14 protein-coding genes are annotated in these 24,076 nt (G+C 73.3%); 6 read left to right on the plus strand and 8 right to left on the minus strand.

The window, feature by feature from the left end; all coding sequences use genetic code 11:
* Positions 1–82: 82 nt before the first annotated feature.
* Positions 83–3,244 carry a discoidin domain-containing protein gene (locus B9W62_RS00995; RefSeq protein ID WP_087804230.1) on the plus strand — a complete coding sequence of 1,054 codons (3,162 nt, stop codon included), beginning with the start codon at positions 83–85 and terminating at the stop codon, positions 3,242–3,244.
* 115 nt (positions 3,245–3,359) lie between these two features.
* Here the strand turns inward: B9W62_RS00995 and B9W62_RS01000 are convergent, their stop codons facing one another.
* Together B9W62_RS01000 and B9W62_RS01005 are read right to left on the minus strand one after the other, a co-directional pair.
* Positions 3,360–4,784 carry a glucose-6-phosphate dehydrogenase gene (locus tag B9W62_RS01000; RefSeq protein ID WP_087804232.1) on the minus strand — a complete coding sequence of 475 codons (1,425 nt, stop codon included), beginning with the start codon at positions 4,782–4,784 and terminating at the stop codon, positions 3,360–3,362.
* Positions 4,781–6,607 (minus strand): glycoside hydrolase family 15 protein, encoded by a 1,827-nt coding sequence (locus B9W62_RS01005; protein ID WP_087804234.1) that lies wholly within the window; start codon positions 6,605–6,607, stop codon positions 4,781–4,783. The genes B9W62_RS01000 and B9W62_RS01005 overlap by 4 nt, the downstream gene beginning before the upstream one ends.
* 232 nt (positions 6,608–6,839) lie before the next feature.
* Between B9W62_RS01005 and B9W62_RS01010 the strand changes: the two genes are divergently transcribed.
* Genes B9W62_RS01010 through B9W62_RS01025 form a run of 4 tightly spaced genes read left to right on the plus strand, consistent with a single transcriptional unit; the run spans position 6,840 to position 10,667 of the window.
* On the plus strand, positions 6,840–7,298 hold the full coding sequence (locus B9W62_RS01010; protein WP_087804236.1) for a universal stress protein: 459 nt from the start codon (positions 6,840–6,842) through the stop codon (positions 7,296–7,298).
* A 9-nt stretch (positions 7,299–7,307) separates the two neighbouring features.
* On the plus strand, positions 7,308–9,098 hold the full coding sequence (locus tag B9W62_RS01015) for an IlvD/Edd family dehydratase (protein WP_087804237.1): 1,791 nt from the start codon (positions 7,308–7,310) through the stop codon (positions 9,096–9,098).
* Entirely contained in the window at positions 9,085–10,089 is a 1,005-nt protein-coding gene (locus B9W62_RS01020) for a C-terminal binding protein (RefSeq protein ID WP_179235290.1), read from the plus strand. The genes B9W62_RS01015 and B9W62_RS01020 overlap by 14 nt, the downstream gene beginning before the upstream one ends.
* Entirely contained in the window at positions 10,086–10,667 is a 582-nt protein-coding gene (locus B9W62_RS01025) for an FCD domain-containing protein (RefSeq protein ID WP_256976154.1), read from the plus strand. The genes B9W62_RS01020 and B9W62_RS01025 overlap by 4 nt, the downstream gene beginning before the upstream one ends.
* A 16-nt stretch (positions 10,668–10,683) precedes the next feature.
* Here the strand turns inward: B9W62_RS01025 and B9W62_RS01030 are convergent, their stop codons facing one another.
* Together B9W62_RS01030 and B9W62_RS01035 are read right to left on the minus strand one after the other, a co-directional pair.
* Positions 10,684–11,466, minus strand: coding sequence for an IclR family transcriptional regulator (locus B9W62_RS01030; protein WP_087804238.1), 783 nt, complete (start codon positions 11,464–11,466; stop codon positions 10,684–10,686).
* A gap of 164 nt (positions 11,467–11,630) precedes the next feature.
* Positions 11,631–12,389 (minus strand): FadR/GntR family transcriptional regulator, encoded by a 759-nt coding sequence (locus tag B9W62_RS01035; protein ID WP_179235291.1) that lies wholly within the window; start codon positions 12,387–12,389, stop codon positions 11,631–11,633.
* Positions 12,390–12,567: 178 nt separating this feature from the next.
* Between B9W62_RS01035 and B9W62_RS01045 the strand changes: the two genes are divergently transcribed.
* Positions 12,568–13,473, plus strand: coding sequence for a ThuA domain-containing protein (locus B9W62_RS01045; protein WP_306426446.1), 906 nt, complete (start codon positions 12,568–12,570; stop codon positions 13,471–13,473).
* Positions 13,474–13,848: 375 nt separating this feature from the next.
* Here B9W62_RS01045 and B9W62_RS01055 read toward each other — a convergent pair whose 3' ends face one another.
* The 4 genes from B9W62_RS01055 to B9W62_RS01070 all read right to left on the minus strand — a co-directional run bounded on the left by B9W62_RS01055 (position 13,849) and on the right by B9W62_RS01070 (position 24,075).
* On the minus strand, positions 13,849–14,475 hold the full coding sequence (locus B9W62_RS01055; RefSeq protein WP_179235913.1) for a DUF1275 family protein: 627 nt from the start codon (positions 14,473–14,475) through the stop codon (positions 13,849–13,851).
* 196 nt (positions 14,476–14,671) lie between these two features.
* Positions 14,672–17,926, minus strand: a complete 3,255-nt coding sequence (locus B9W62_RS01060) for a family 78 glycoside hydrolase catalytic domain (RefSeq protein ID WP_087804242.1) — start codon at positions 17,924–17,926, stop codon at positions 14,672–14,674.
* 82 nt (positions 17,927–18,008) lie between these two features.
* Positions 18,009–21,404: a glycosylhydrolase-like jelly roll fold domain-containing protein gene (locus tag B9W62_RS01065; protein WP_087804244.1), complete on the minus strand. Its 3,396-nt coding sequence runs from the start codon at positions 21,402–21,404 to the stop codon at positions 18,009–18,011.
* Positions 21,405–21,462: 58 nt separating this feature from the next.
* Positions 21,463–24,075: a glycoside hydrolase family 127 protein gene (locus tag B9W62_RS01070; RefSeq protein WP_087804245.1), complete on the minus strand. Its 2,613-nt coding sequence runs from the start codon at positions 24,073–24,075 to the stop codon at positions 21,463–21,465.
* Position 24,076: the final 1 nt, after the last annotated feature.

Below are 24,076 nucleotides of genomic sequence, written 5' to 3' on the forward strand. Positions count from 1 at the left end.
ATCCACACCCATTGACACGCTGCTCCGGGGCGTCCGAGGATGAGCCCGCTGACAACGTTGTCGTCTGGTGAAGAGGACCATCATGGGCCCCATTTCCGTCCCCCTCGGCCGCAGGCCCCTGCTGCGGCTCCTCGGCGCGACCGGCGCCGCGGCCGCCCTCCAACCCGCGCTGGGGTCCCCTTCGGTCGCCGACTCCCCCGCCTCCGGCCCCGGTTCCAGTTCCGGTTCCGGTTCCGCCCGGCCCGTCGACCCGCCGGACGACGTCGCGGCCACGTACCATCGCGTGCTCCTGCGGCACACCCGCTGGTCCGAGACGCAGTGGGACGAGGCCAAGGGGACGTACACCGACCGGAACTTCGGATTCGCCGTCGTCCTCGGCCACGCCGTGCTGCTGACGCACGGGACCTTCGACGAGGAAGCGGCCGGCATCGACCGGGAGACGCTCAGGCGCCGCACCCTGGCGACCCTGCGCCACTTCGCCGCCTCCAACCGGCTCACGGGCGGCACCCAGTGGGGCCGCACGCTGTTCTTCGACACCACCTTCCAGTCGTACTTCGTCCTCGCGGCGCACCTGTTGTGGGACGACCTCGACGCCGGCACCCGCTCCGCGGTGGACACCATCACCCGCGAACAGGCTGCGTACACGCACTCCCTGGGCACGGGCGACGATCCGTACTCCGGCGACTGGACCCCGAACGGCCTCAACGGCGGGTACGTCGGCGACACCAAGCTGGAGGAGATGGGGCTCTACGCGCAGACCCTCGCTCCGGCGCTGGCCTGGGCGCCGGACGACCGGCGCCGCTCCGAGTGGGCGACCGACTACGGCACCTGGTCGCGCAACGAGGGCGGCCTGCCGCCCGCCGACCTGGCCAACCCGGCACGGGTGGACGGGGTCCCCGTCTCGCGCAACACCGCGCACAACGCGTACGACACCTTCATCGTCGAGAACCACGGCTCGTTCGGGCCGCACTACCAGGCGGAGATGTGGCGCACCTCGGGGCGCAACGCGGCGCACTTCCTCGCGGCGGGCCGGCCGCTGCCCGAGGTCCTGACCCGGCAGCCCAACGCGGAGCCACTGTGGCGGACGCTGCTGGGCGTCATGTCGGACGCGGGCGAGCCGCTGATGCCGATGGTGGACGACCGCGAGCACCTGTACGGCAGGGACGTCATACCGCTGGCCTTCCTCTCCCGGGTCGTGGGGGACCGGGCGGCGGCCCGCGCGGAGACGGAGCTGGCCTCGCGGCTCGAGGCCTACCAGGCGTACCCGCCGGAGTACCGGCTGGCGAAGTTCTCGGGCGAGCCGAAGTACGAACCCGAGGCGCGGGCGGAACTCGCCATCAGCTATCTGCTGCACGTGTGGCCGGACGCGGGGCCGCGGGTGCGTCCCCTGTCGCGCGAGGAGTTGTTCGCGCACGCGTCGGGAGTCACCGATTTCGGGACCGGTCCCGGTCTGGTGTCCCACCAGTCCCCCGCGGCCTGGGCGGGTGCGGTGACGAAGCCCGGGTTCGTGAAGTTCGCCTGGCAGCCGGCGCACGACGACTGGCTGTTCCGGCTCGGCGGCGACACCCCGATGTTCCTGCCCTCGACGGCCGCGGAGGTGACCGGCAGGACGGTGCGCGTGCACACCGCGCTGCGGGACGGTTTCGACGGCAGCGTCACGGTGCTGCGGCTGGGCGAGGGCCTGGCCGGGTACGCGACGCTCCCGACGGGCGGGGTCGTCTACGCGTGCGAGGGCCCGGTCGCGGCCGGGTCGCGGCTGGAGGTGCACAACCTGACCATGCCGGGTCTGGCAGGACTCGACGGCAGCCGCACCTACCGGTTCGCGGAGGGTTCGGCCACGGTCCGCGCGCAGGACGCCACGTCCTCGGCGGCGGGGCGCGTCGACGAACTGACCTTCCCCGGGACGACGGTGCGGCACCTGCGCATGCTGGGGGTACAGCCCGATCCGACGTACGGGTACTCGCTGTACGCGGTCGAGGCGCGGGACGGGGCCGAGGGCCCCGACCTCGCGCGGGGCGGCACGGCGACGGCCTCGTCGCGGTCGGCCGGCATGGGGCCCGAGCTGGCCGTGGACGGTGACGGTGGAAGCCGCTGGGCGGTCTCCCGCGAGGACCGCAAGCGGGCGGACAGCTGGTGGGCCGTGGATCTGGGCGCCGAGCGTGCGCTGGACCGGGTCACGCTGCGCTGGGAGGCGGCGGCCGGCCGCTCGTATCGGATCCAGGGATCGTCCGACGGCGAGCAGTGGACCGATCTGGCGACCGGCCCGGCCCCGTCGCTGCGCAGTCGCGGCGGGTGGCTCGACGTCGACGGCCGTGCGGGCCTGGTGGTACGGGGCGGGGACGAGCACACGCTGGCCGTGTACGCCGACACGATCGTCCCGGCCGAGGGGGCACGGGGACCGGTCGTGATCGAGGGCCACTGCGGGGTGTCCGCCGACGAGTTGCGGGTGCTGGCGGAGAGCGCCGCGGCCCGCGCCGCGGACGACCGGGTCCGCGCGGCGCGGACGGACGGGTACCTGGCCCTGTTCAACCTCTCGGCCGACGAGGTGGAGACGCGGGTCGTGGTGCCCCAGCAGGGCGGACGCCGAGAGGTCTACGAGGGCGAGCAGACGGTGACGCGGGAGGGTGTCGACTACCGCGCGCGGCTGGACGCGGCGTCGGCCGCGCTGCTCGCGCCGCGCTTCACCCTCACCGCGCTGTCGGGCCGGTCGCTGCCGTCCGGGCTGCGGGTCCGGGTGGTGGACGGGGCGACCCTGCTCCTGTCCGGCGCGCACTGCCGGCTGCGGATCGAGGCGCAGGGCCGCGGCACCGACGCCACCGTGCGGGGCGAACGCGAGACCCGGGTGACGCTGCGTGGCGCACAAGCCTTCCCGCACCACGACCACGCCCTGGGCCGGAACACCTTCCCGACGAGTCCGCTGCCGACCGGGATGTCCCGTCCGGACGCCGCCGTGGACGGCGACCCGGAGACGGCGTGGCGCCCCGGCCGGGACGGCCGCATGGTGGTCGACCTCGGCGCACGCACCGAGGTGCGGTGGGTGGAGGCGCAGTGGAAGACGGGGGCGGCCCCGGCGGCCCTGGTGGAGTTCAGCACCGACGGGGTGAGCTACCGGCGTGCCGGGACCCTGGACGGCCGCGGACGGGTACGCCGGCTCACCCGTGCGGGGTCGGTCCGGTACGTCGCGGTGACGGTGCAGGGCGCACCGCACGCACACGACGGGCTGATCAGGCTCTCCGTGGGCTGATGTCCCGCCTTTGGTCGGCCGTGCGTTCAGCCCGTGTGCGGCCGGGTCCGCCCCAGGCGTGCGCGTTCGTGCGCGCGGCGGTGGTCCTTCGGCCGGCCGAGGGACCACCGCGTGCTCACTCCGCCGGCATGACCGACTCCTCGTGCAGCAGGTCGTCCCGCCGCTCGGGCGTGGCGTGGCGTGGCGGTGGTCCCTGCGAGCCGGCCGGGTACTCCTCCAGGGGCACCAGCCCCATCTCCCAGGCGGACAGGACCGGCTCGACGACACGCCACGCCTCCTCGGCCTCGTCGCCGCGGATGGACAGGGCCGGGTCGCCCCGCAGGACGTCCAGCAGCAGACGGCCGTAGGCCGGCAGGTCGGGGGCGTCCATCCGGGCGGTCAACGAGAGCTGGCTGAGTGTTTCGGGACGGGACCCCGTCGCGGTCAGATCCATGCTCAGGCTCTCCGGTTCCAGTCCGAAGCGCAGCACGTTGGGCCGGACGTCCTGGTCCTGCCCGAACGGCAGGTGCGGGACGGAACGGAAGCGCACCGCGACCTCCTTGCGGTCCCTGCCGAGGGCCTTGCCGCTGCGCAGCCGGAAGCGGGTGCCCGCCCACCGCCAGCTGTCGAGTTCCAAGGTGATCTCGGCGAAGGTCTCGGTCCGGCGCCGCGGGTCGACCCCGGCCTCGTCGGCGTAGGCGGGCACCTCGTGGTCGACGCCTCGTCCGCCCGAGTAGCGGGCGCGGCGGGTACGCTGTACGACGTCGTAGTCGGTCAGCGGCCGCACCGATCGCAGGACGTCGACCTTGCGGTCGCGCAGGTCCCGCTCGCCGAGGGTGAGCGGTGGTTCCATGGCGACCAGGCACAGCAGTTGCAGCAGGTGGTTCTGCACCATGTCCTTCAGCGCGCCGACCTGGTCGTAGTAGCCGGCCCGCCCCTCCAGGGCGAGGGTCTCGTCCCAGACGATCTCGATCTCGGCAATGTGGGTGCTGTTCCAGATCGGTTCGAGCACCCGGTTGGCGAGCCGGCTGCCGAGCACGTTCTGGACAGTCGTCATGGCCAGGAAGTGGTCCACCCGGAAGACGGCGCGCTCCGGCAGGAGTTCGGAGAGCAGCCCGTTGAGTTCCTGTGCGTCGGTGAGGCTTTCCCCGAAGGGCTTCTCCAGGACGATGCGGCTGCCCCGGGGCAGTCCCGCCCGGTGGAGCGCGGTGACCGTCGCCGGGAAGAGGGCCGGCGGGAGGGCGAGGTAGACGGCCACCGGGTCGTCACCGGCGACGGCCGCGGCCACGTCCGCGGGATCGGTGACGTCGGCCCTGCGGTAGTCGGCCGACGCCGTGACGGCTTGCCGGGCGTCGGCCGGGAAACCGGTTGCGTGACGGTCGAGTTGCTCCTCGGCCCACTCGCGGTACCGTGCGCCGTTCCAGTCCTCCCTGCTGGCGGCCAGCAGGGTGAACCGGTCGTCGAGGTGTCCCGCCGCGTACAGAGCGGCCAGTGCCGGCAGGAGATAGCGGCCCGTGAGGTCGCCCGTCCCCCCGAAGACGACGAGTCGTCGGATGGTCATCGCGCGGCACTCCTCGCCCGTTCGAGATTGACTCCGCTGGCGATGGTCCCGATATGGCTGAAGGCCTGGGGTGCGTTGCCCATGAATACTCCGGTCGTGGGGTCGATCTGCTCCGACAGCAGCCCCAGGGGGCTCGCCCGTGAGCACAGCGAGTCGTACAGTTCCTCGGCCTCGTCGAGACGGCCCTGGCCGACCAGGTTGTCCACCATCCAGAAGCTGCACAGGACGAAGGCGCCCTCGTCGCCGGGGAGGCCGTCGGGATGTTCGTCGTGCAGGTAGCGGTAGAGCAGTCCGCCGCCGGCCGACAGCCGTTCGGCGACGGCCCGGGTGGTCGCGACCATGCGCGGGTGGTCGACCGGCACGACCCGGCGCAGCGGCAGATTCAGCAGACTGGCGTCGAGGACGCCGCCGCCGTCCATGTACACGCTGAGTGTCCGCGCGTCCTCGTCCCAGGACTGTTCCAGGATGAGTTCACGCAACCGGTCCGCCTCCCGCCGCCATTGGCCGACGTTGCCGGGCAGGCCGTAGCGTTCCGCGATCCTGGCCGCCCGGTCCAGGGCCACCTGGCACAGGCCGACGGAGTAGGTGAACGGACGGCCCTCGCCGCGGATCTCCCACAGCCCCTGGTCCGGCCGGCGCCAGGCGTGGGCGGCCGTGTCGGCGAGCCCGGCCAGACTGGCCCACATGGCGGGCTGTATCTCGCCGCCCCGGCGCAGCCACTGATCGGCGCAGTCCAGGATCTCGCCGTACACGTCATGCTGACGCTGGTCGGCGGCGCCGTTGCCCCAGCGGACGGGCGAGGAACCCCGGTATCCCTCCAGCCCGGCGTCCTCGATCTCGTCCGGTACCCGGCCGCCGTCCAGGGTGTACATGATGAGCGGCCGGCGGCTGCGCTCGAACGCGTCGAGGACCCAGCCGAGGAAGGCGTCGGCCTCGCCGCCGAAGCCGATGCGGCGCAGGGCGAAGACCGCGAAGGCGGCGTCCCGGATCCAGGCGTAGCGGTAGTCCCAGTTGCGGACGCCTCCGATGGGCGCGGGCAGCGAGGAGGTGGGGGCGGCGACGAGCGAGCCGTTCGCCCAGTCGTCGCACAGCTTCAGGGTGATCGCGGCCCGCCTGACGAGTGCCTCCTGCGGGCCGGCGTAGTCGCAGTTGCGCATCCACCGCCGCCAGGCGTCCGCCGTCTGGTGGAGCATGGCGTCGGGGTCGAAGCGGTGGTGGCGGTGGAAGCGCCCCCAGGACAGGACGAGGTCGAGCCGGTCGCCCTGCTCCAGGTCCTGCACGGTCCGCAAGCCGCTCAGAGGGCGGTTGGAACGCAGGTGGAGGCGCAGACCCTCGTTGCGGGCGGGCCGTACCTCCAGTCCGCTGTACAGCTGGTGGGCGTCGGCGCCGCCGCGCGGCTCCATCTCCACCTTGAGGCGTACCCGTCCCTCCAGGACCAGTACGGACCGGACGAGTTCCCCGCGGCCGGACGGCGCGTCGTCGGACAGGTCGGCTCCGGAGCGCAGGGCCAGCGCGTCCGTGACACGCACCAGTCCGGTGTCACTGCGCAGTTCCGTGTGCAGCACCCCGGTGTCGGGTTCGTACCGTTGCCGGGCCTCGCGCAGATTCTCGGGCGTCACGGTGAAGTGGCCGCCCCGGGCGTGGTCCAGCAGCGCGGAGAAGACGGGGTCGGAGTCGAACCGGGGCAGGCACATCCACGGGATGGTGCCGTCGAGGCCGACAAGCGCCGCGGTGGTGCCGTCCCCGATCAGACCGAGGTCCTCGAGGGGCAGGTAGCCGTCCGGCCGGCGCACATGCCGGAACGGCGGGTCGGGATCGTACATACAGTTCGCTCCTCAGCAGCCCGCCTGCGCCTGGTGCTCATGACCCAGAGTCACCGAAGCCGGCGCGGCCCGCAAACCAGGCCGCCGGGTCGGCGGCGTGCGCGGGCCGCGGGGCGGGCCGGGTCGCCGAACTGCGCGTACGGCGGGGCCGGGCAATACTGTGAGTGACCCCTGCGGCCGGGGACCACCAATGCCCGCAGGCCGTCCGCCAGCGTGGAGCGGAGAAGCGTTCATGGTTGACCAGCGCGAGGAAACGGGCCGCATCGTGGTCGGAGTGGACGGCTCGGACTCGTCGAAACAGGCCGTCCGCTGGGCGGTGCGTCAGGCGGAGGCCACGCGCGCTGCGGTCGCCGCGGTGACCGCTTGGGAGTTTCCGCAGTTCCACGGCGCGTTGGGCTGGCTGCCGCCGTCGAGCAGCGACGAAGGCGCGCTGGAGGCCCGGGCCCGGCAGGAACTCACCCAGACCGTCGATGAGGCGGTGGGTTCACAGCCCCCGGTGGAGGTGCGTGCCGAGGTGCACTACGGCACCGCGGCCGGGGTGCTGCTGAAAGCGGCGCAGGGGGCGTCCCTGCTCGTGGTCGGAAGCCGGGGTCGCGGGGGATTCGCCGGGCTGCTGCTGGGATCGGTGGCGCAGCACTGCGTTCAGCACGCGCCGTGCCCCGTCCTCGTGGTGCGTGGCGAGGACGCCTGAGGAGCCCGGATGTCGCAGACGGACGGACCGCCCCGGGAGCTGCGCAGCCGGGCCTGGTGGGACAACTCGGCCAACCCCGAGATGACCGCCCTGTATCTCGAGCGGTTCCTGAACTACGGCCTCACGGCGGCGGAGCTCCAGTCGGGGCGGCCGATCATCGGCATCGCCCAGACGGGCAACGACCTGGTCCCCTGCAACCGGCACCATCTCGGCCTCGCCGACCGGGTCAGGGACGGGGTCAGGGACGGTGGCGGGATCCCGTTCGAGTTTCCCGTCCATCCGTTGCAGGAGACGGGCAAGCGACCTACCGCGGCGCTGGACCGCAACCTGGCCTATCTCGGGCTGGTCGAGATCCTCTACGGATATCCGCTCGACGGCGTGGTCCTGACGACGGGCTGTGACAAGACCACCCCCGCGTGCCTGATGGCGGCGGCGACGGTGAACCTCCCGGCGATCGTCCTGTCCGGCGGTCCCATGCTCAACGGCTACCACAACGGAATGCGGACCGGCTCGGGACTGGTGATCTGGCAGTCGAAACGCCTGCTCGCCAGTGGGGAGATCGACTACGCCGAGTACATGGCGCGCGTCACCGCCTCCGCACCCAGCACCGGGCACTGCAACACGATGGGCACCGCGCTGTCGATGAACAGTCTGGCGGAGGCCCTGGGCATGTCCCTCCCCGGCTGCGCCGCCATCCCGGCCCCGTCCGCGGAGCGGGCGCAGATGGCCTACGACACGGGCCGCCGGGCGGTGGACGTGGTGCGTGAGGACCTGACCCCGCGCAAGGTCATGACCCGGCAGGCCTTCGAGAACGCTATCGTCGTCGCGTCGGCCATCGCCGCGTCGACCAACGCGCCCATCCACGTCAACGCCATCGCGCGTCATGTGGGGGTGGAGCTGTCCAACGAGGACTGGCAGCGCGTGGGCCGCGACATCCCGGTACTGGTGAACCTCGCCCCGGCGGGCGAGTACCTCGGCGAGGACTTCCACCGCGCCGGCGGGGTCCCGGCGGTCATGCGGTCGCTGCTGGCGGCGGGGCACCTGCACGGTGACGCGGTGACGGTCTCGGGCGGTACCGTGGCCGAGAACCTGCGGGGCGCCCCGTCCGCCGACCCGGCGGTCATCCGCCCCGTGGAGGATCCCGTGACCGCACGGGGCGGACTCCTCGTCATGAGCGGGAACCTGTTCGATTCCGCGATCATGAAGACGTCGGTGATCACCGACGACTTCCGGTCCCGTCGCCTGCCGGGCCCCGACGACAGGTCCGTCTTCGAGTTCCGGGCGATCGTCTTCGACGGCCCCGAGGACTACCACGCCCGCATCGAGGACCCGGAACTGGACATCGACCAGGACTGCATCCTCGTCATCCGCTACACCGGGCCGGTCGGATACCCGGGCTCGGCCGAGGTCGTGAACATGGAGCTTCCCGCCTCGCTGAGCCGCCGGGGCCTCACCGCGCTGCCCGCCCTGGGGGACGGTCGCCAGAGCGGCACGTCGGACGCGCCGTCCATCCTCAACGCCAGCCCCGAGGCGGCGGTCGGCGGCAACCTCGCCGTCCTGCGCACCGGTGACCGCATCCGCATCGACCTGGACCGAGCACGTGTCGACGTCCTCCTGCCGGAGGAAGAGATCTCCGAGCGGATGGCCCGGCACGAACCTCCGGCGCTGGAGCACCAGACGCCGTGGCAGGAGATCTACCGTGCCACGGTCGGTCAGCTGGACAGTGGCGGCTGCCTCGAACTGGCCGTCTCCTACCAGGACCTCGTCCACACCAAGGGGATTCCGCGTGACTCGCACTGACCCCGGCCGAACGGTCCTGATCGCCGACTCCGACTTCGGCGACGTGGACATCGAACGCGCGATCGTCGAAGGCGCCGGACTCCGGCTCGTCGCCGCGCAGTGCAAGAGCGAGGACGAGGTGATCGAGGCGGGCAGGGAGGCAGGGGCCATCCTGACCCAGTACGCGCGCGTCGGGTCCCGCGCCATCGAGGCGCTGCCGCACTGCCGGGTGATCGCCCGCTACGGCACCGGCGTGGACATCGTCGACGTGGCCGCCGCGACGCGGCACGGCGTCCAGGTCACGAACGCGCCCAACGACTGGTGTGCCGACGAGGTCGCCGACCATGCCGTGGCGCTGTGGCTCGCGGCGGCCCGCAAGATCTGCCGTTACGACGGGGCCACGCGCCGGGGCGAATGGCACTGGAAGACGGGCAGGCCCGTCCACCGGCTCCGGGGACAGGTGCTGGGCCTGCTGTCCTTCGGCGTCATCGCACGGCTCGTCGCCGAGCGGGCGCGAGCCTTCGGTGTCGAAGTGTGGGCGCACGACCCGTTCGTCGACGAGTCCGAGATCCGCGCCCGGCAGGTCCGGCCGGTCTCCTTCGACGCCCTGGTGGAGGGGGTCGACCACCTGGTGGTCCAGGCTCCGCTCACCCCGCAGACGCACCACACCTTCGACCGTGCGACGCTCCGCCGGATGAAGCCCACCGCCCTTCTCGTCAACACGGCACGCGGGCCGATCGTGGCGGACGCGGCGCTGTACGAGGCGCTGACCGAGGGGTGGATCGCCGGCGCGGCGCTGGACGACCTCGAGGAGGAACCCGCCAAGCAACGCGACTGGCAGCCGGGCAACCCCCTCTTCGAACTGCCCAACGTCATCGTCACCCCGCACGCGGCCTATTACTCGGAGGAAGCCATCGGCACCGTCCGCACCATCGCGGCGGAGGAGGCCGTACGGGTCCTGACGGGAGAGCCTGCGCGGTACCCCGTCAACGAGCTGAGCGCCGGCGGGTGAACTCGCTCGCCACGTGTTCGCGGCCGGTTCGGGTGGTCGGCGTCGGCGCCCTCGACGCTCACCGGGTGCTCGGTGCCCTCGGCACGGACGGGTTCGGGACCGATCACGCGCACCGCACCCCGGACAGCGGCGCGTGCCGCACGCTGCCCGGGGGCGCTCGTCGGCCGACCGGTCAGGGACGGGCCCGCCGGGTGACCGGCCGGCTCGACGCCGAGCCCACCCGGCTGCTCGCCGAGGACGTGGCCCGACTGCGCCGGGCCGCGGCCGAGGACGACATCGGCGCCTTCCGCGACGGCGACATGTCATTTCACCGGCCTGTGTGCGAAGCGGCCGGCAACGCGGCGATGATCCGTCTGTGGCGCATGATCAAGTCCAGCATGTGGGACCTGCATGTGCTCGGCGACCCGCGCTACGCAGGCAGTTGGGGTGCGATGGCCGAGCACCACGCCGACCTGCTGGACGTCCTGCGCCACGGAGACCCGGACACCGCCGGACCGATGTTCGCCGACCACGCCGCGGGCGAGGTCGCCCGCTACCTTCCCGACCGGTCCGGGCCCGCCCCCGGTCCCGGACGGTGAGGCGACCGCCACCACCTCACTCCGCCCCGCCCATCCGTCGTACGACACCCTTGATGAGCGCGGCGAGCGCCGCCACCCGCTCGGGGGTGGCCTGGGACTTGAGCAGCGAGGAGCTGACGGCGAAGGACCGGCCGCCCGTCGGCGGTCCGGGCACGGCCGCCGCGACGCAGACGATGCCCTCGGCGGTCTCCTGGTCGTCGACGGCGTGACCGGCCGAGCGCGCCTCGCGCACGTCCGCGAGCAGTGCGTGGAGGGTCGTGATCGACCAGGGTGTACGGGCCTCGAACGGCTCACGGCCGGACAGCAGTTCACGCACGCCGGTGTCGTCCAGGCCAGCCAGCATGGCCTTGCCCAGCGCCGTGCAGGTGACCGGGAGTCTCGCGCCCGCCCTGCTGGTGAGGCGCATCAGGACGGTGCCCTCGTGCACCGCCAGGTAGACGACGTCCGTGCCGTCCATGGTGGCCAGTTGCAGCGTCTCCTCCCGGTCGCCCAGGCGGCCCACCTGCTCCCGGAAGGCGTGTACCGGGTCGAGGGCGTCCAGGTAGGACTGGGCGAGCCCCAGCAGCCCCGGTCCGAGGACGAAGCCGCCCTCCACGGCCCGGACGAGTTGCCTCTCGTGCAGGGCCGCGCAGATGTTGACGACGGAGGCTCGCGGTATGCCGCCCGCGGCGGCCGCCAGTTGGGCGGGCGACAGTGCGCGGCCGCGGGCGTCCGCCAGCGCGTCGAGGATCGCGCCCGCCCGCAGCACGGCCGGCGCCGGTGCGGCACTGGCCCATACCGATGCGTCCCGAGTACTCATGGCGCCACACCCTAGCCGTCAGCCTGTTGACTGGTAAAGCAGTCCATTGACAACAAGCGGTGCCGGCACCTGCGTCCGCGCGACGCCGGTCTGCGGCTCGTGCCGGAGCCCCGGCCCCCCGGAGCCGTCCGGAGCCGGGTCCCTCGGCCTGTTCGTCGCGCGTCCTACGCGTCCTTCGCGTCCGGCGCGTCGGCCGGCCGGCGGCGGGCCCACGAGGACGTGATGTGCTCGCGCATCTCCTCCGCGGCCGCCTCGCCGTCCCCGGCGAGCACCGCGGCGGCGACCCGGGCGTGTGCCTCGTGGGTCAGCTCGATGTCCTCGCGGGTCGGGTCCCCGCTGTACTGCGGGGAGCGCACGGCCTTGTCCTGGATGCTGGAGACGATGGCCCGTCCGAACGCGTCCCGGGAGGCGCAGTGGATGATCTCGTGGAACTCGATGTCCGCACGCGAGTACGCCTCGGGGTCGTCGATCAGGCCCGCGAGTTCGTCGAGCTTGGCGGAGAGCGCCGCCGACTGCTCCGCCTCGATGAGTCCGGCGGCGCGAGCGGCCATCGCGCACTCCAGGGTGGTCCTGATCTCGATGAGGTTGTCCAGGTAGACCAGGCGGTCCTCGCGCTGGAACAGCGCGTCGAGGACCAGTGGGTCGAGCAGGCTCCACTGGTCCTGACCCAGGACGACGGTCCCCCAGCCCTGACGGGTCGCCACCAGTCCCTTCTCGGCGAGCGTCGTCGTCGCCTCCCGGATCACGGTCCGGCTCACCTCGTACTCCTCGCAGAGCTCACCCGCCGACGGCAGCACGGTGCCGGGCGGGTACTCACCGAGCACGATGGCCGTGGCGAGGCTCTGGACGACGGCCGCAGCGAGCGGCGGCCGGCGCCGTTGAGGTCGGGACACGGCAGTGGTGTCCGCGGATGGCTTGATCATCTGGTCAAAGACTCCCCATGTTCGTGCAGGTTCGCCCGGCCCGGCTGCCCAATGGCCCAGGTTAGCCGAACACGCTAAAGTCATCACTCGTATGACAAGTTACGACCCACCCGTGGGAGAGCGATGCGCATCACCGGATACCGGTCCCCTTGCCACGGTCCACGCGTGGGGGCGGCCGGTGGGCGACGTGAACGGCGTCGTCACCGCCGGTGTCACCGAGGTGCCGGTGCTGCTGCTCGAGACCGACGAGGGCCTGACCGGAGTGAGGCTCGGCGAAAACGCGGACGTCGCGCGGGTCTTCCCCGCCCTGGAGGGCCAGGAACAGGACCTGGTCTGCCGGCCCTGGCGCCGCAGGCGCGATGAGATTGCGCCGGGGACACGACGAGAGCGCGTCGAGGGCGCGCGGAGGGAACAGGACATGAGGATGCGAAAGGCCCTGGTGGTCCGCGGCGGGTGGGAGGGGCACGACCCGGTCGGCTGCACCGAGTCGGTCATGCCCGCGCTGGAGCACGCTGGGTTCGAGGTCGAGGTGGCCGAGGACCTCGCGGTGTACGAGGACGCCGGCCTGCTCGCCGCGACCGACCTCGTCGTGCACTCGTGGTCGGCGGGGGACCTGACGGCGGCTCAGGAGGCCAACCTGGTCGACGCTGTGGAGGCGGGCACCGGCTTCGCCGGCTGGCACGGGGGCGTGGTCGCCACGAACGTCGCCAACCCGCGCTACCTGCGGATGCTCGGAGGCCGCTTCCTGTGGCACCCGGAGGGGTTCCAGGAGTTCACCGTGCGCATCGCCGCCGCGCCGGACCGGGACGGCGAGATCGTCGAGGGCGTCACGGACTACGACGTGGAGACCGAGCACTACTGGGTGGTCACGGACTCCCTCAACACCGTCCTGGCCACGTCCGTGCTGACCCCGGGCCCGGCCGACCCGTGGCACGAACCCGTCGAGTTCCCGGTGGTGTGGACGCGCCGCTGGGGAGCGGGGCGGGTCTTCGTCTGCACCCTCGGCCACCGCGTCGCGGACCTCCGGGTGCCGCAGACGGCGGCGATCGTCGGCCGCGGGCTCGTGTGGGCGGCGCGCGCGTGACCCATGGGGTCACCCGGGGCCGCCTCGGGTGTCCCCGCCCACGGGAGTCCGGTACGCCACGCTTCGGGTGCTCTCGCCTGCGACGGCCCGGTACCCCACGTCCCGGTGCGGGACGTCCACCGTGGCGCCGCGCGCCGGACGAGGTGGTCCACCGTCGCCGCCGCGGCCGCCGCGTTGGAGAAGCCGACCAGCAGGTCCACCGGGTCCTCGGGCCAGCCCCAGGTCTCCACGACCGGCACCCCGGCCGCCCGGAGCAGCGTCAGGGTGCCCGGGGTGTGGCGGGTCCCCACCGCGAGCTGGTCCCGACGAAGATCTGGTAGCCGTGGGCCGCCACCGCCGTGGAGAAGGCGTGCACGGTGCCGGCGAAGACCGAGGTCAGGGCGCGCGCCGGGCCCCCGTACGCGCATGGGCCGTCAGCCACGCCGCCGTCACCAGCAGCGCGGGGAGCAGCGGGGCGGCGTGCGGCAGCAGCCGCTCCAGCAGCGTGGCGGCGGCCGCGCCCAGGATCAGGAGAGTCGGCGTGACCAGGACGCGCCACTGGACGCGCCGGTCCGTCACCGCGTCGGTGACGAACCCGGTCAGCAGACCCGTCAAGTACGCGGTCGGCATCTGTGCGCCCATGGCGACGCGGACACCGCCGTTCTGGCAGCCCATCGCGGCCGCCACCGTGCCCAGCATCGCCGTGCGCTGCCCGCCCGCTGGGTCCCCGTCCGCGGCGAGCCACCATCCCACGACGGCCCACAGCAGGAGGAGTTCGAGCAGCAGGAAGCCGGCGCCGTGCGGGCGCCCGCCCCGTTGAGCGTGCCCGGCCACCCATCCGGCTCCCGCCGCGCCGAGCACGTAGCAGAGCACCGCGACGGCGGCCAGTCCGCCGAGCGTCGGGTCCGCGCCACCGAGACCGACCCCGATCAACGCCGAGTTGGCGGTGACCACGCTGGTGAAGACGCCGCCGAGGGAGAGGAAGCCCCAGGCGTTGACGGCGCCCGCGGAGAGGGTCAGCAGCCGCGCGGCCCACGTGTCCGCGCGCTGCCGCGACCCCGGCGGGAGATCCTGAGACCGATCGCCTTCCGTGGTCCTCTCCTCGCCTCGTCCGGGCCCCGGACGGCATCCTGGCCGACCGTCATACCGGCACGGACCGCGACATGCCGGACGGGCGGGCGCGACCTACGGTCGGCCGCCCGCCCCCCGGCTCCGCGTCCTAGTGTCCGCGGGGCATGGCCGACCGGAAGGTCCAGTGGCCCGAGCCGACCTCGTACACGGCCTCCTCTCCCGTCCGGCGCAGCAGCCGTGCGCCGTCGGGTGCCTTCGCACGGCTGCCGTCGGCCGGTACGTGCACCTGCGCGGTGCTGCCCGCGGGGACGTCCACGGTGAGGCGGAAGCGGCCGTCCGCGCGTTCCCAGTCGGTGCGTGCGGTGCCGTACGGGGTGCGGTAGGAGCCCGCCGCCGAGGTCATGTCGCCCTCCACCGCCGGGTCTATGAGGAGCTTCGCGTAGCCGACGGAGTCCTCGGTCTGGGCGATGCCCGCGACGCGGGTGGTGAACCAGGAGTCGATGGCGCCGAGCATGAAGTGGTTCTGGGACTGTCCCGGCCCGCCGTCCCAGGACTCGCCCAGGGTGGTGTTGCCGGCCAGCACCTGGTAGCCGTAACTGGGGCTGGTCGTCTGCGTGGCGATGGCGTGCACGAGGTCGTCGCGGTCCGCCCCGCTCAGCACCCGGAAGGCGGCGGGCAGCGAGATCTCGCCCAGGACCAGGTGGTTTCCGGCGTCCTCGATGGCGCCGGTGAAGTGGGCGAGCAGACGGTCCCGCTCGCCCTGCGGGTACGCGCCCATGTCGAGGGCGAGTGCCTCGGCGCCGTGTCCGCCGCCGCCGAAGGTGCCGGTGGTGGTGTCGTAGTACTTCGCCGTCAGCGCCGCGACGCTCGCGGCGGCCTTGTGGCGGTACGTGTCGGCCGCGGCGGTGTCGCCGAGGAGCGTGGCGATGCGGCCCAGGGTGTCGACCACCCGCCAGTACCCGTAGGTGCCCGCCACCGCCCGGGGGAAGGTCCGGTCGGGGGTGAACCAGTCGCCCAGGCCGTAGTCGAGGATGCCGTCGGCGACCTGGGTCTCCAGGAAGGCGGCGTAGCGCCGCATGTCCGGGTAGTACGTCTCCAGGGTCTCGCGGTCCCCGTAGGTGAGGTAGAGCTGCCAGGGGACGAGGACGAAGGCGCCGCCCCAGTTGGCGTCGTTACGGTAGGCGCCCGGGAGGCTGGTGTACTCCGGGACGGTGCTCGGGACCAGCCCGTCGGTGGTCTGCGCGTCGGCCATGTCCCGGACGATCTTGCGGAGGTAGGACCGCATGTCGTAGTTGCCCGCGAGGGCGGGGAAGACCAGCTGGTTCTGTTCGAGCCAGCCCAGCTTCTCGCGGCTCGGGCAGTCGGTGAGCACGCTCATCATGTTGCCCTCGATGGAACGGCGGATCAGCGAGTGGATGCCGTTGATGAGGGGGTCGGAGCTGGTGAAGTCGCCGGCCGAGGCGTTGTCGGCGCGCAGGACGTGTCCCCGGACGCTCACCGTCGCGTTCTCGGGCACCCCGCGCAGCTCCAGGTAGCGGAAGCCGTGGTAGCTGAACCGGGGGTGCCAGGTCTCGGCGCCCCGGCCGCCGGTGGTGTAGCTGTCCCACAGAGGGGCGCCGACGTTGCTGATGGACTGGAAGGCGTGGCCGTCCTTCAGGCTCTCCGCCGGGTAGGCGCGGATCGCGGTGCCCTCGGGTGCGCGGACGGTGATCTCGGGCCAGCCCGCGATGTTGCGGCCCAGGTCGAAGACGCGGCTGCCCTCGGCGCCGTCGACCTCCTTGCCGTTCAGGGTCTCCACGACGCGGATCGGCTCGGTCTCGCGGGCGCTGAGCAGGGCGGGCCGGCCGGCGGTGCCGGGGCCCGCCACCTCGACCGCGTGCCGCCAGCCGCGCCGGTCGCCGGAGGGCTCGTCCCACCGGGGGATCTCACGGCGTGCGTCGTAGTCCTCGCCGCCGTACCAGTTCGACGCGGTGGTCGGGCCCAGTGTCGTGCGCCAGTCGTCGCCGCTGGTGATCGTGCGCACCCGGCCGTCGGCCAGGGTCACTTCGAGCCGGGCGATCAGTTTGGGGTCGCTGAGGTTGCCGTAGAGCTTGCGGTAGCGGTCGGCGGTGCTGACGACGTTGGACATGCCGTTGCCGAGGCCGACGCCGAGGGTGTTGGCGCCGGTGCGCAGTTGGTCGGTGACGTCGTAGGTGGCGTACTGGACGCGTTCGGCGAAGTCCGTGTTGGCCGGTTCGAGGACCGCGTCGCCCACGGGTTCGCCGTTCACGGTCGCGTCGTAGATGCCGAGTCCGGCGAGGTAGAGGCGGGCACTGCGGACCCGCTTGGGGAGGGTGAAGTCGTCGGTGAGCAGGGGCAGTCCGGCGGGTAGGTAGGGGGTGGGCTGCCGCTGGCCGGTGACCTTCGCGAGCCGGGTGGCGGGTCCTTCGGCGCTGTCGGCGGCGGAGACGGTGTAGTCGGCGGGCAGTCCGGGGATCCGGCCGTCGTCGGTGAGGACGTCGGCGCGGGGGTAGAGCGCCACCTCGTCGAAGGTCTTCGCGGCCTTCAGGTCGAGGGTGAGGGTGATCGGCGCGTCGGAGACGTCAGGACCGGTGTGCGCGGCGCTCGCGTAGCCCGCCGCGGTCTGCAAGGCGCTGTTGGGCAGGCCGTCGACGGCGAGTGCGGGTTCCCAGGTCTTGCGTACGGTGTTGCTCTCGGACGCGGTGACCGCGGCGCCGCGGGCCAGGCCGGCGGTGTCGGTGCCGGAGTCGCGGACGTCGATCTCGCCGAGCTGGAGGCGCCAGGTGCGGTCCGGGAAGGACTCGGCCAGCGGCAGGCCGAGCCGGGTGACGTCCAGTCGTACGTAGCGGGCGGTGGTGCGGGGCAGGCGGACGACGACCGGTTCGATCGTCCGCTCGCTCAGCCGCCAGTCGGGGTGGGTGATCCACTGCGCGTCCCAGTCCGACTGCCGGGTGAGGCCGGTCTCGAAGACGGCGGTGGTGCTCCAGCCGCTGTGCCGCTTCCCGTCGCCGGACCAGAGCATCACGCGCCAGTAGACCTTCGCCCGCGAACCCGGGTCCTTCCCGGCGTACGTCGTGCCGGGCACCGACGACTCCACCTTCCCGGAGTCCCACAGGTCGGGGCGGGAGGCGCGGAGCCGCTGGAGGGAGGTGGCGGCCTGGACGCGGTAGGCGGCCTGGCGGGTGTTCGGGGCGCCGGCGGTGGTCTGCCAGCTGAGTTCCGGGGTGGTGTCGTCGATACCGAGGGCCTCGGTCAGGTGCTGGGTGCGCAGCGCGGTCGGGGCGATGGTGCCGGTGGTCGCGGCGTCGGCGGTGACCGCGCCGGCCAGCAGCGTGACGAAGGCGGTGACACCGGCGAGGGCGGCGGCGGTTCGGTGTCTGCCGAGCGGGGTCGTTCTGGGCATGGCGGCTCCTTGCCGGGCGGGCGGGTGAGGCGGGACGGGGCGGAAGGCGGGGAAGGGGTGGGGCCGGAGGGGGGCCGGGTGGTCACACGCGGCGCAGTTCGACGGTGGTCCGGTGCCGGAAGCGCAGGGTCACGGGGCCCAGCAGGCCGGACGGCAGCGGCTTCTTGCGTTCGTTGGACAGCGTGTTGGCGACCCGGACCCGCAGCGTGTTGCGCCCGGCCCGGAGGTGCCCGGTGACGTCGGCCGTGAACGGGGCCCACAGCAGCGGCGGCAGCGCGGTGCCGTTGACGGACACCTCCGCGACGTCGCGGACGTCCCCGAGGTCCAGCAGGACGCGGCGGCCGTGCAGCCGGGCGGCGTCGACATCGATGTCGGTGGTGTACGTGCCGCTGCCGGAGAACAGCTCGTCGTGCTCCGTCCAGCTCCCCAGCGGCCCGGTGACGGGTTCGGCGCCCTCGCGTTCGAGGGTGAGGGTCCAGTCGCCGACCACCGGGAGCGGGGCGAGCGGGTCGTCGACGCGGACGGTGCCGTGGTAGCGGTGGCCGCCGTCGACGCCGGCGAGTCGGTGGGTTCCGGCCGCCGAGGCCTCCACCGTGGCGCGCAGCACGCGCCCGTGGCGTTCCACGGACCGGACGGGCACGGTCGAGTCGGTGAGGTGGGGCCGGTCGCGGTGGCCGCCGCGGACCACGACGACGGCGGTCCGGTACGGCTCCAGGTCCAGCGGCACCCGTACGCCGTCCTTGGTGGCCCGGTACACGGGGGCGGGGCCGCCGGTGCCGGTCGCGGGGTCCCAGGTCTCGGGCAGGCCGGTGGCCGGGAGCGCGGCGGCGGTGCGCACCTGCGCGCCGCTCTCGTTGTTGATCAGGAAGACGGTGTCGGGGCCCCGGCGCACCCGCAGCACCCGGACGGCGTCCTGGGCCGGCTCCAGGACGGCGGCCGCGGTGCCGGCCTCGACGGCGGCGGCTCCGAGCGCGCCGGTGTCCGCGACCCGGACGGCGTGTCCGCGGCCCAGGGGCCTGCGGGCGGGTGTCCGGTCGCCGAACAGGTCGGAGAGGCCGTGGGCGAGGGTGCGGTCGCCGCCGTCGGCCTCCTCGGTCTCCAGGGCGCCCACCGCGATCACGGTGCCGCCGGCCCGGACGAACTCGCGCAGCACGCGCACCCCGTCGGCGTCCAGGACCGGTGTCCGCGGGATCACGACGAGGTCGTAGGCGGCCGCCCCGACGACGAGGCGCCCCTCGCGGACCTCGGCGTGGGCCAGCAGCGCGGGGTCCCGGGTCAGGGCGCCCTCGTGCAGCAGGTCGAAGTCCACCTGGGCGCGTTCCAGGGCGTAGGCCGCCTCGGCGAGCGGGGTGTCCACGTCCTGCTGCCGGTCCGTGCCGGCCCACTGCTCGGCGGCCCGCTGCGGCTGTAGCAGCGCGGTGCGGGCGGCGGAGGTGCCGCGGCCGGCCTCCATGACCCGGCCGATCCACTCGGCGAGCGGCCGCATGGCCCACCACCAGGGGGCGCGCGGGCCGAAGGGCGGCGGGAAGTACACGCGGCTCTCGTCGGTCCACAGGGCGTGCAGCACCGTCAGGTTGATGCCGCGGGCGGCCTGCGCGCCGACGGTGGCGTGCACGAAGCCGGGAGTGACCTGCCAGCCCATGTTGCCGAACATCTCCAGCAGGGCCCGCTCGCGGCCCATCTGGTGGGCCACGGACACCGGGTTGCGCGGGATCATGGTGGGCTCGCCCGCCACGTACTCGGCGGTGATGATGTCGCCACCGGGCACCTGGGCCCACTGGTTGACCTTGTGCAGGTCGCCGGTGGAGGCGATGCGCTTGGCGGGGGCGGTCTCGTCGTAGAGCGGGTTGGTGATCAGGGCGACGCCGCGCTTCTCGTACCATTGGGCCTGCTTGCGGAAGGCGGTGGCGAAGCGGTCGGAGACGGCCTTCCAGTAGTTTCCGCGGGCGATGCGGCCGGAGCGGCCGAGGTCGTCGAAGGCGGCGGCGTAGGCGGTGCCGGGGGTGACGCCGACGGTGCGCAGCGCACGGTCGAGGGCGGGTGACCACGGCAGGCGCTTGAAGTGGGCCTCGGCCGAGGCGAAGAACGGCTCGTCGTCCCAGAAGCCGGGGACGACCGTGCCGAAGTAGCGCCCGAACCGGCGGTGGTACTCGCCGGGCAGGATGTCCAGGAACAGCTCGACGGGTTCGTCGTCGAGCAGGTCGACGTAGCTGCGGCTGTAGCCCTGGCTGTCGTCGGCGAGGAGTACGCCGCCGAAGAGGTCGACCTGCCACTCCCCCGCCGGGACCTGCCAGGTGTGGCCGCCGGTGAGGCGGTCGGTCAGGTCCACGACGTCGGTGGCGGCGGTGGCCGCCGTGGGCCGGGCGGCGGCGGCCGCGACGGTGAACCCCGCGGCCGGCTGGGCGCGTTCGGGGAAGTCGCCCGCGGCGGCGGAGCGGTCGAAGGAGCCGGCGTACAGGGTGGTGCCGTCGGCCGCCTCGACGGTGAGGCTCTCCCACACCGCGCGCTGGTCGCCGACGGCGCGCACGCCGACTCCGCCCGTCCGCTCGGTCAGGTCCTCCAGGGTGCCCTTGTCCTTGCCGTCGAGGGTGACGGAGAGGCCGTCGGCGCGCAGGGCGACCCGGAGGGAGTGGAACTTGGTCTTGTTGAAGCCGTCGGTGCGGGTGCTGCGCAGCAGTTCGGCCGGTTCGGCACCGTCGGTCAGCCGCTCCACGGTGACCACGCCGCTCTGGTCGAAGGCGACGGCGTATCCGGTGCGCCCGTCGGCCGAGGCCCGTACGAGGAGTCCGGCCGCGCCGTGCTCGGCCTTCGCGCTGCCGGTGACGGTGCACTCGCCCCACCCCGTGCTGTCCCTCAGGACGGTGGCGCCGTCGAGCACCGCGGCGTCCGCGACCAGCCGCCCCGCGTCCACGCCCACGCCGGTGCTGTGCCGGAGGTCGATCGAGGCGGGCCCGCGCACCACGGTGGTGGAGCGGGCGAGTGCCTTCAGGCGCAGCTCGGGCCGGGGGGTGTAGGTGCGGGTGCCGACCTGTCCGCCCTTGACGATGAACTCGCCGGCCCGCCCGCTGGGGAAGTGGTCGTCGTTGAACAACCAGACGCGCATACCGGTGCGTTCGGCGGTGCGCAGGACGTGGCCGACGATGTCGAACCACTCCTCGGTGAAGAACACCGGTGTCATCTCGGCGTTGTCGAAGGAGAAGAGGATCACCTCGTACATGCCCTTGGACCTGAGGTCCGCGAGCTGGCGGTCCACCAGTTCGGGCGTGACCGGGCCGTTCCAGTACCAGTAGACGGTGGGACGGCTGTCGTGGCGCGGGTCGGCGAAGTGCCGGGCGGACCAGGCGTCGCGCTCCGGGCGGTCCGGGCCGGCCGGTGGACCGGCGGCGTGGGCGGCGTCGGGCAGGCCCACGGCGGCCAGGGCGCCGGTGGCACCGGCCGCGGCCACGAAACGGCGTCTGGACAGGGGGTGTTCGGGCATGGCTGTGCTCCCGGGTGGTGGGGTGGTGCGGTGGGCCGCGGCGTGGCCGCGGTGGTGGTCAGCCCTGGGCGAGGCGCCGTACCTGGTCGGCGGTGAGGGCGCGGTTGTGCAGCCGGAAGTCGCGGACGGCGCCGTGCAGGTACGGGTGGGTGCTGTTCTGGGACCGGCCCAGGTAGTTCCGGCTGGTCCGGCCGAGCAGGAGGGGGCCGGCGACCATGGCGGGGTTCCGCCCGGCTTCGGTTCCGTCGACGTAGAGCACACCGGTGCCCCCGGCGAGGGTCAGCGCCACGTGGGTCCATCGGCCGAGGGTCAGCGGTCCGGTGGCGTCGACGAAGTCCTCGGCCTCCATTCCGGCGATCTTCAGGGCGGCGCGGGCCCGGCCGGCGCCCGTGGTCGCGGTGAGGAAGAGGTACGTGTCCTTGCTGTAGCCCAGGTCGAAGACGCGGGCGGAGGGGGCGAGGGTGTCGACGCGGACCCGCGCGGACACGGTCAGCTCCGCCAGTCCGCTGGGCAGTCCGGCGGGCAGGACGACGTGGCCGTCGCGTCCGTCGAGCGTCACCGCGGTCGGGTCGCCGTCGGTGCTCCAGGTGGCGCCGCCGGCCAGCAGGCCGTCGGCGAACGCCCCCGTGCGGTCGGTCACCGAGGCGCCGCCCCCTTCGTCGAGGGGGTAGCGGGCCACGTCACCGGGGGGTGCGGGCCGCGGTGCGACGGACCAGTACACGTTGTAGCGCTGGTGGTGGATCTCGTGGAAGGGGCGGAGGGGGACCTGCCGGCCGTCCGCCAGGGCGGTGAACCGGGTCGGCTCGCCCGGTGTGCGGCGCAGCGTCTCGGGTCGGATGGCGGGCAGCGTGGCGAGCGGCGTGTCCCCGTAGCCGCCCGCCAGGACGAGCGGGCCGTACGACACACTCTTGACCTGCGGATTGTCGGGAGCCGGTCGCCAGACGGGAGTGCGGGGCAGGACCAGTTCGACGCGGTCCCCGGTCCGCCAGCGACGTGTCACCGTCGCGTAGGTGCCCGGTTCGAGGCGTCCGCCGGCGCGTCGGCCGTTCACCGTCAGCTCGGCGTGGCGATCGCTCGCCGCCAGCCAGCCGGGCACGCGGATCCGCAGCGAGAACCGGGCCTCTCCTCCGGTGACGGTCAGGCGGGTGCGGTCGCCGGTGGGCATGTCGGTCTCCTGGCGGAGTGTCACGCCCAGTTCGTCCCAGCGCACTTCGGAGGGGATGAACAGGTTGACGTGGAGCGCGGGCCGGCGGGTGCCGGGTGTGCGGAAGTAGACGGTGTCGGCGAACTTGGTGTGCGTTTCCAGGCCCGTGCCGTGGTCGCAGGAGAAGTTGTCGTAGTCCCCGCTGTAGCTGCCGGGGGCCGAGCCGAGGCCGCCCTTCGATTCGCGCCGGGAGCCCGCCCACAGCCCGGTGTAGTAGGTGACGAAGCCGTGCGCCGAGTCGGGGTCCTGCTCGGCGAGCATCTGGTTGTACAGCGTCCACTCGTAGTGGTCCAGATACTCGGTGCGCTCCGGGTCGTGGCGGAAGAGGTCCCGGCCGAGCTTGAGCATGTTGTAGCTGTTGCAGTTCTCGCAGGTGACTTCCGAGAGCCGGCTCGCGATCTCGTCCGGCGGTCCGAAGAGTTCCTGGTTGGAGTTGCCGCCGATGGCGTACGAGTGGTGGCGCACGACGGTGGTCCAGAAGGTGTCGGCGACGTCCAGGTAGCGCCGGTCACCGGTGGCCTCGTAGGCCGGTACGGCACCGACCACCTTGGCGATCTCGGTGTTGGCGTGCCGCCCGGCGAGTTCGTCGCGGCCCGCGGCGAGCGGCGCGTACAGCTCGTCGTGGTCGAAGCGGCGGGCGGTGCGCAGGTGCGCCGGGTCGCCGGTCTCCAGGTGGAGCCGGGCGAGGACGTCGTTCATGCCGCCGAACTCGACCTTGAGCACGCTCTGCATCCGCTCGTGCGAGAGCGGGGCCGTACGGGCCTCGGCCCAGGCGGCCATCTCCAGCAGGACGTCGAACGCCTCCCGGTTCCCGCTGAGCCGGTACTGGTCCAGGAGACCGGCCATGATCTTGTGCAGGGTGTAGTAGGGCGCCCAGGGCTTGCCCCCGGCCTCCAGCTGGTCGAAGACGGACTCGGGGAACGCGGAGAGGTAGCCGCGGGTGAACCCGGCCGCGGGCGCCGCCCGCTGGCACTCGGCCAGTGCCGAGACGAGCAGCCGGGCCCGGTCCGCGTAGGCACGCTCGCCGGTGCTCGCGTGGGCCTGGGCCAGCGCGCTGAGGAGGTGTCCGGTGCTGTGGCCGCGCAGTTGGACGTCGGGGGCCTCCCAGCCGCCGCAGGGTTCGGCCGAGGAGGGCAGGCCGACGTTGAGCCGGAAGGTGTGCAGCAGCCGGTCGGGGTCCACGAAGAGGAGGTACGCGCAGGTGCGCCGCATGTTGGCGCGGAAGGGGCTGTCGAGGAGCCGGACGGCCGAGAGCGGGAAGGCGTCCAGCGCGGGACGTGGGCGACGCGTGCCGTCCGTCGGCCGGGGTGCCGCGGCGGCGGGGGCCGGGGCGACGGGTGCGGCGGGTGCGGTGGCGGGGGCCGCCCCGGCGGGTGCGGTCGGTATCGCGGTGGCGGCCGCGGCGGCCGACGCGGTGAACAGGACCTGGCGCCGGGAGGGGACGGGTCTGCGGTGCGGTGCGGGCATG

The organism is Streptomyces sp. CS113 (genome assembly GCF_002188365.1).
GTDB classification, from domain to species: domain Bacteria; phylum Actinomycetota; class Actinomycetes; order Streptomycetales; family Streptomycetaceae; genus Streptomyces; species Streptomyces tendae.

Bases quoted from the DNA above. Each gene is read 5' to 3' on its own strand.
- B9W62_RS01060 (WP_087804242.1), bottom strand. From the start codon at position 17,926: ATGCCCAGAACGACCCCGCTCGGCAGACACCGAACCGCCGCCGCCCTC.
- B9W62_RS01030 (WP_087804238.1), bottom strand. From the start codon at position 11,466: ATGAGTACTCGGGACGCATCGGTATGGGCCAGTGCCGCACCGGCGCCG.
- B9W62_RS00995 (WP_087804230.1), top strand. From the start codon at position 83: ATGGGCCCCATTTCCGTCCCCCTCGGCCGCAGGCCCCTGCTGCGGCTC.
- B9W62_RS01000 (WP_087804232.1), bottom strand. From the start codon at position 4,784: ATGACCATCCGACGACTCGTCGTCTTCGGGGGGACGGGCGACCTCACG.
- B9W62_RS01005 (WP_087804234.1), bottom strand. From the start codon at position 6,607: ATGTACGATCCCGACCCGCCGTTCCGGCATGTGCGCCGGCCGGACGGC.
- B9W62_RS01070 (WP_087804245.1), bottom strand. From the start codon at position 24,075: ATGCCCGCACCGCACCGCAGACCCGTCCCCTCCCGGCGCCAGGTCCTG.
- B9W62_RS01010 (WP_087804236.1), top strand. From the start codon at position 6,840: ATGGTTGACCAGCGCGAGGAAACGGGCCGCATCGTGGTCGGAGTGGAC.
- B9W62_RS01035 (WP_179235291.1), bottom strand. From the start codon at position 12,389: ATGATCAAGCCATCCGCGGACACCACTGCCGTGTCCCGACCTCAACGG.
- B9W62_RS01015 (WP_087804237.1), top strand. From the start codon at position 7,308: ATGTCGCAGACGGACGGACCGCCCCGGGAGCTGCGCAGCCGGGCCTGG.
- B9W62_RS01065 (WP_087804244.1), bottom strand. From the start codon at position 21,404: ATGCCCGAACACCCCCTGTCCAGACGCCGTTTCGTGGCCGCGGCCGGT.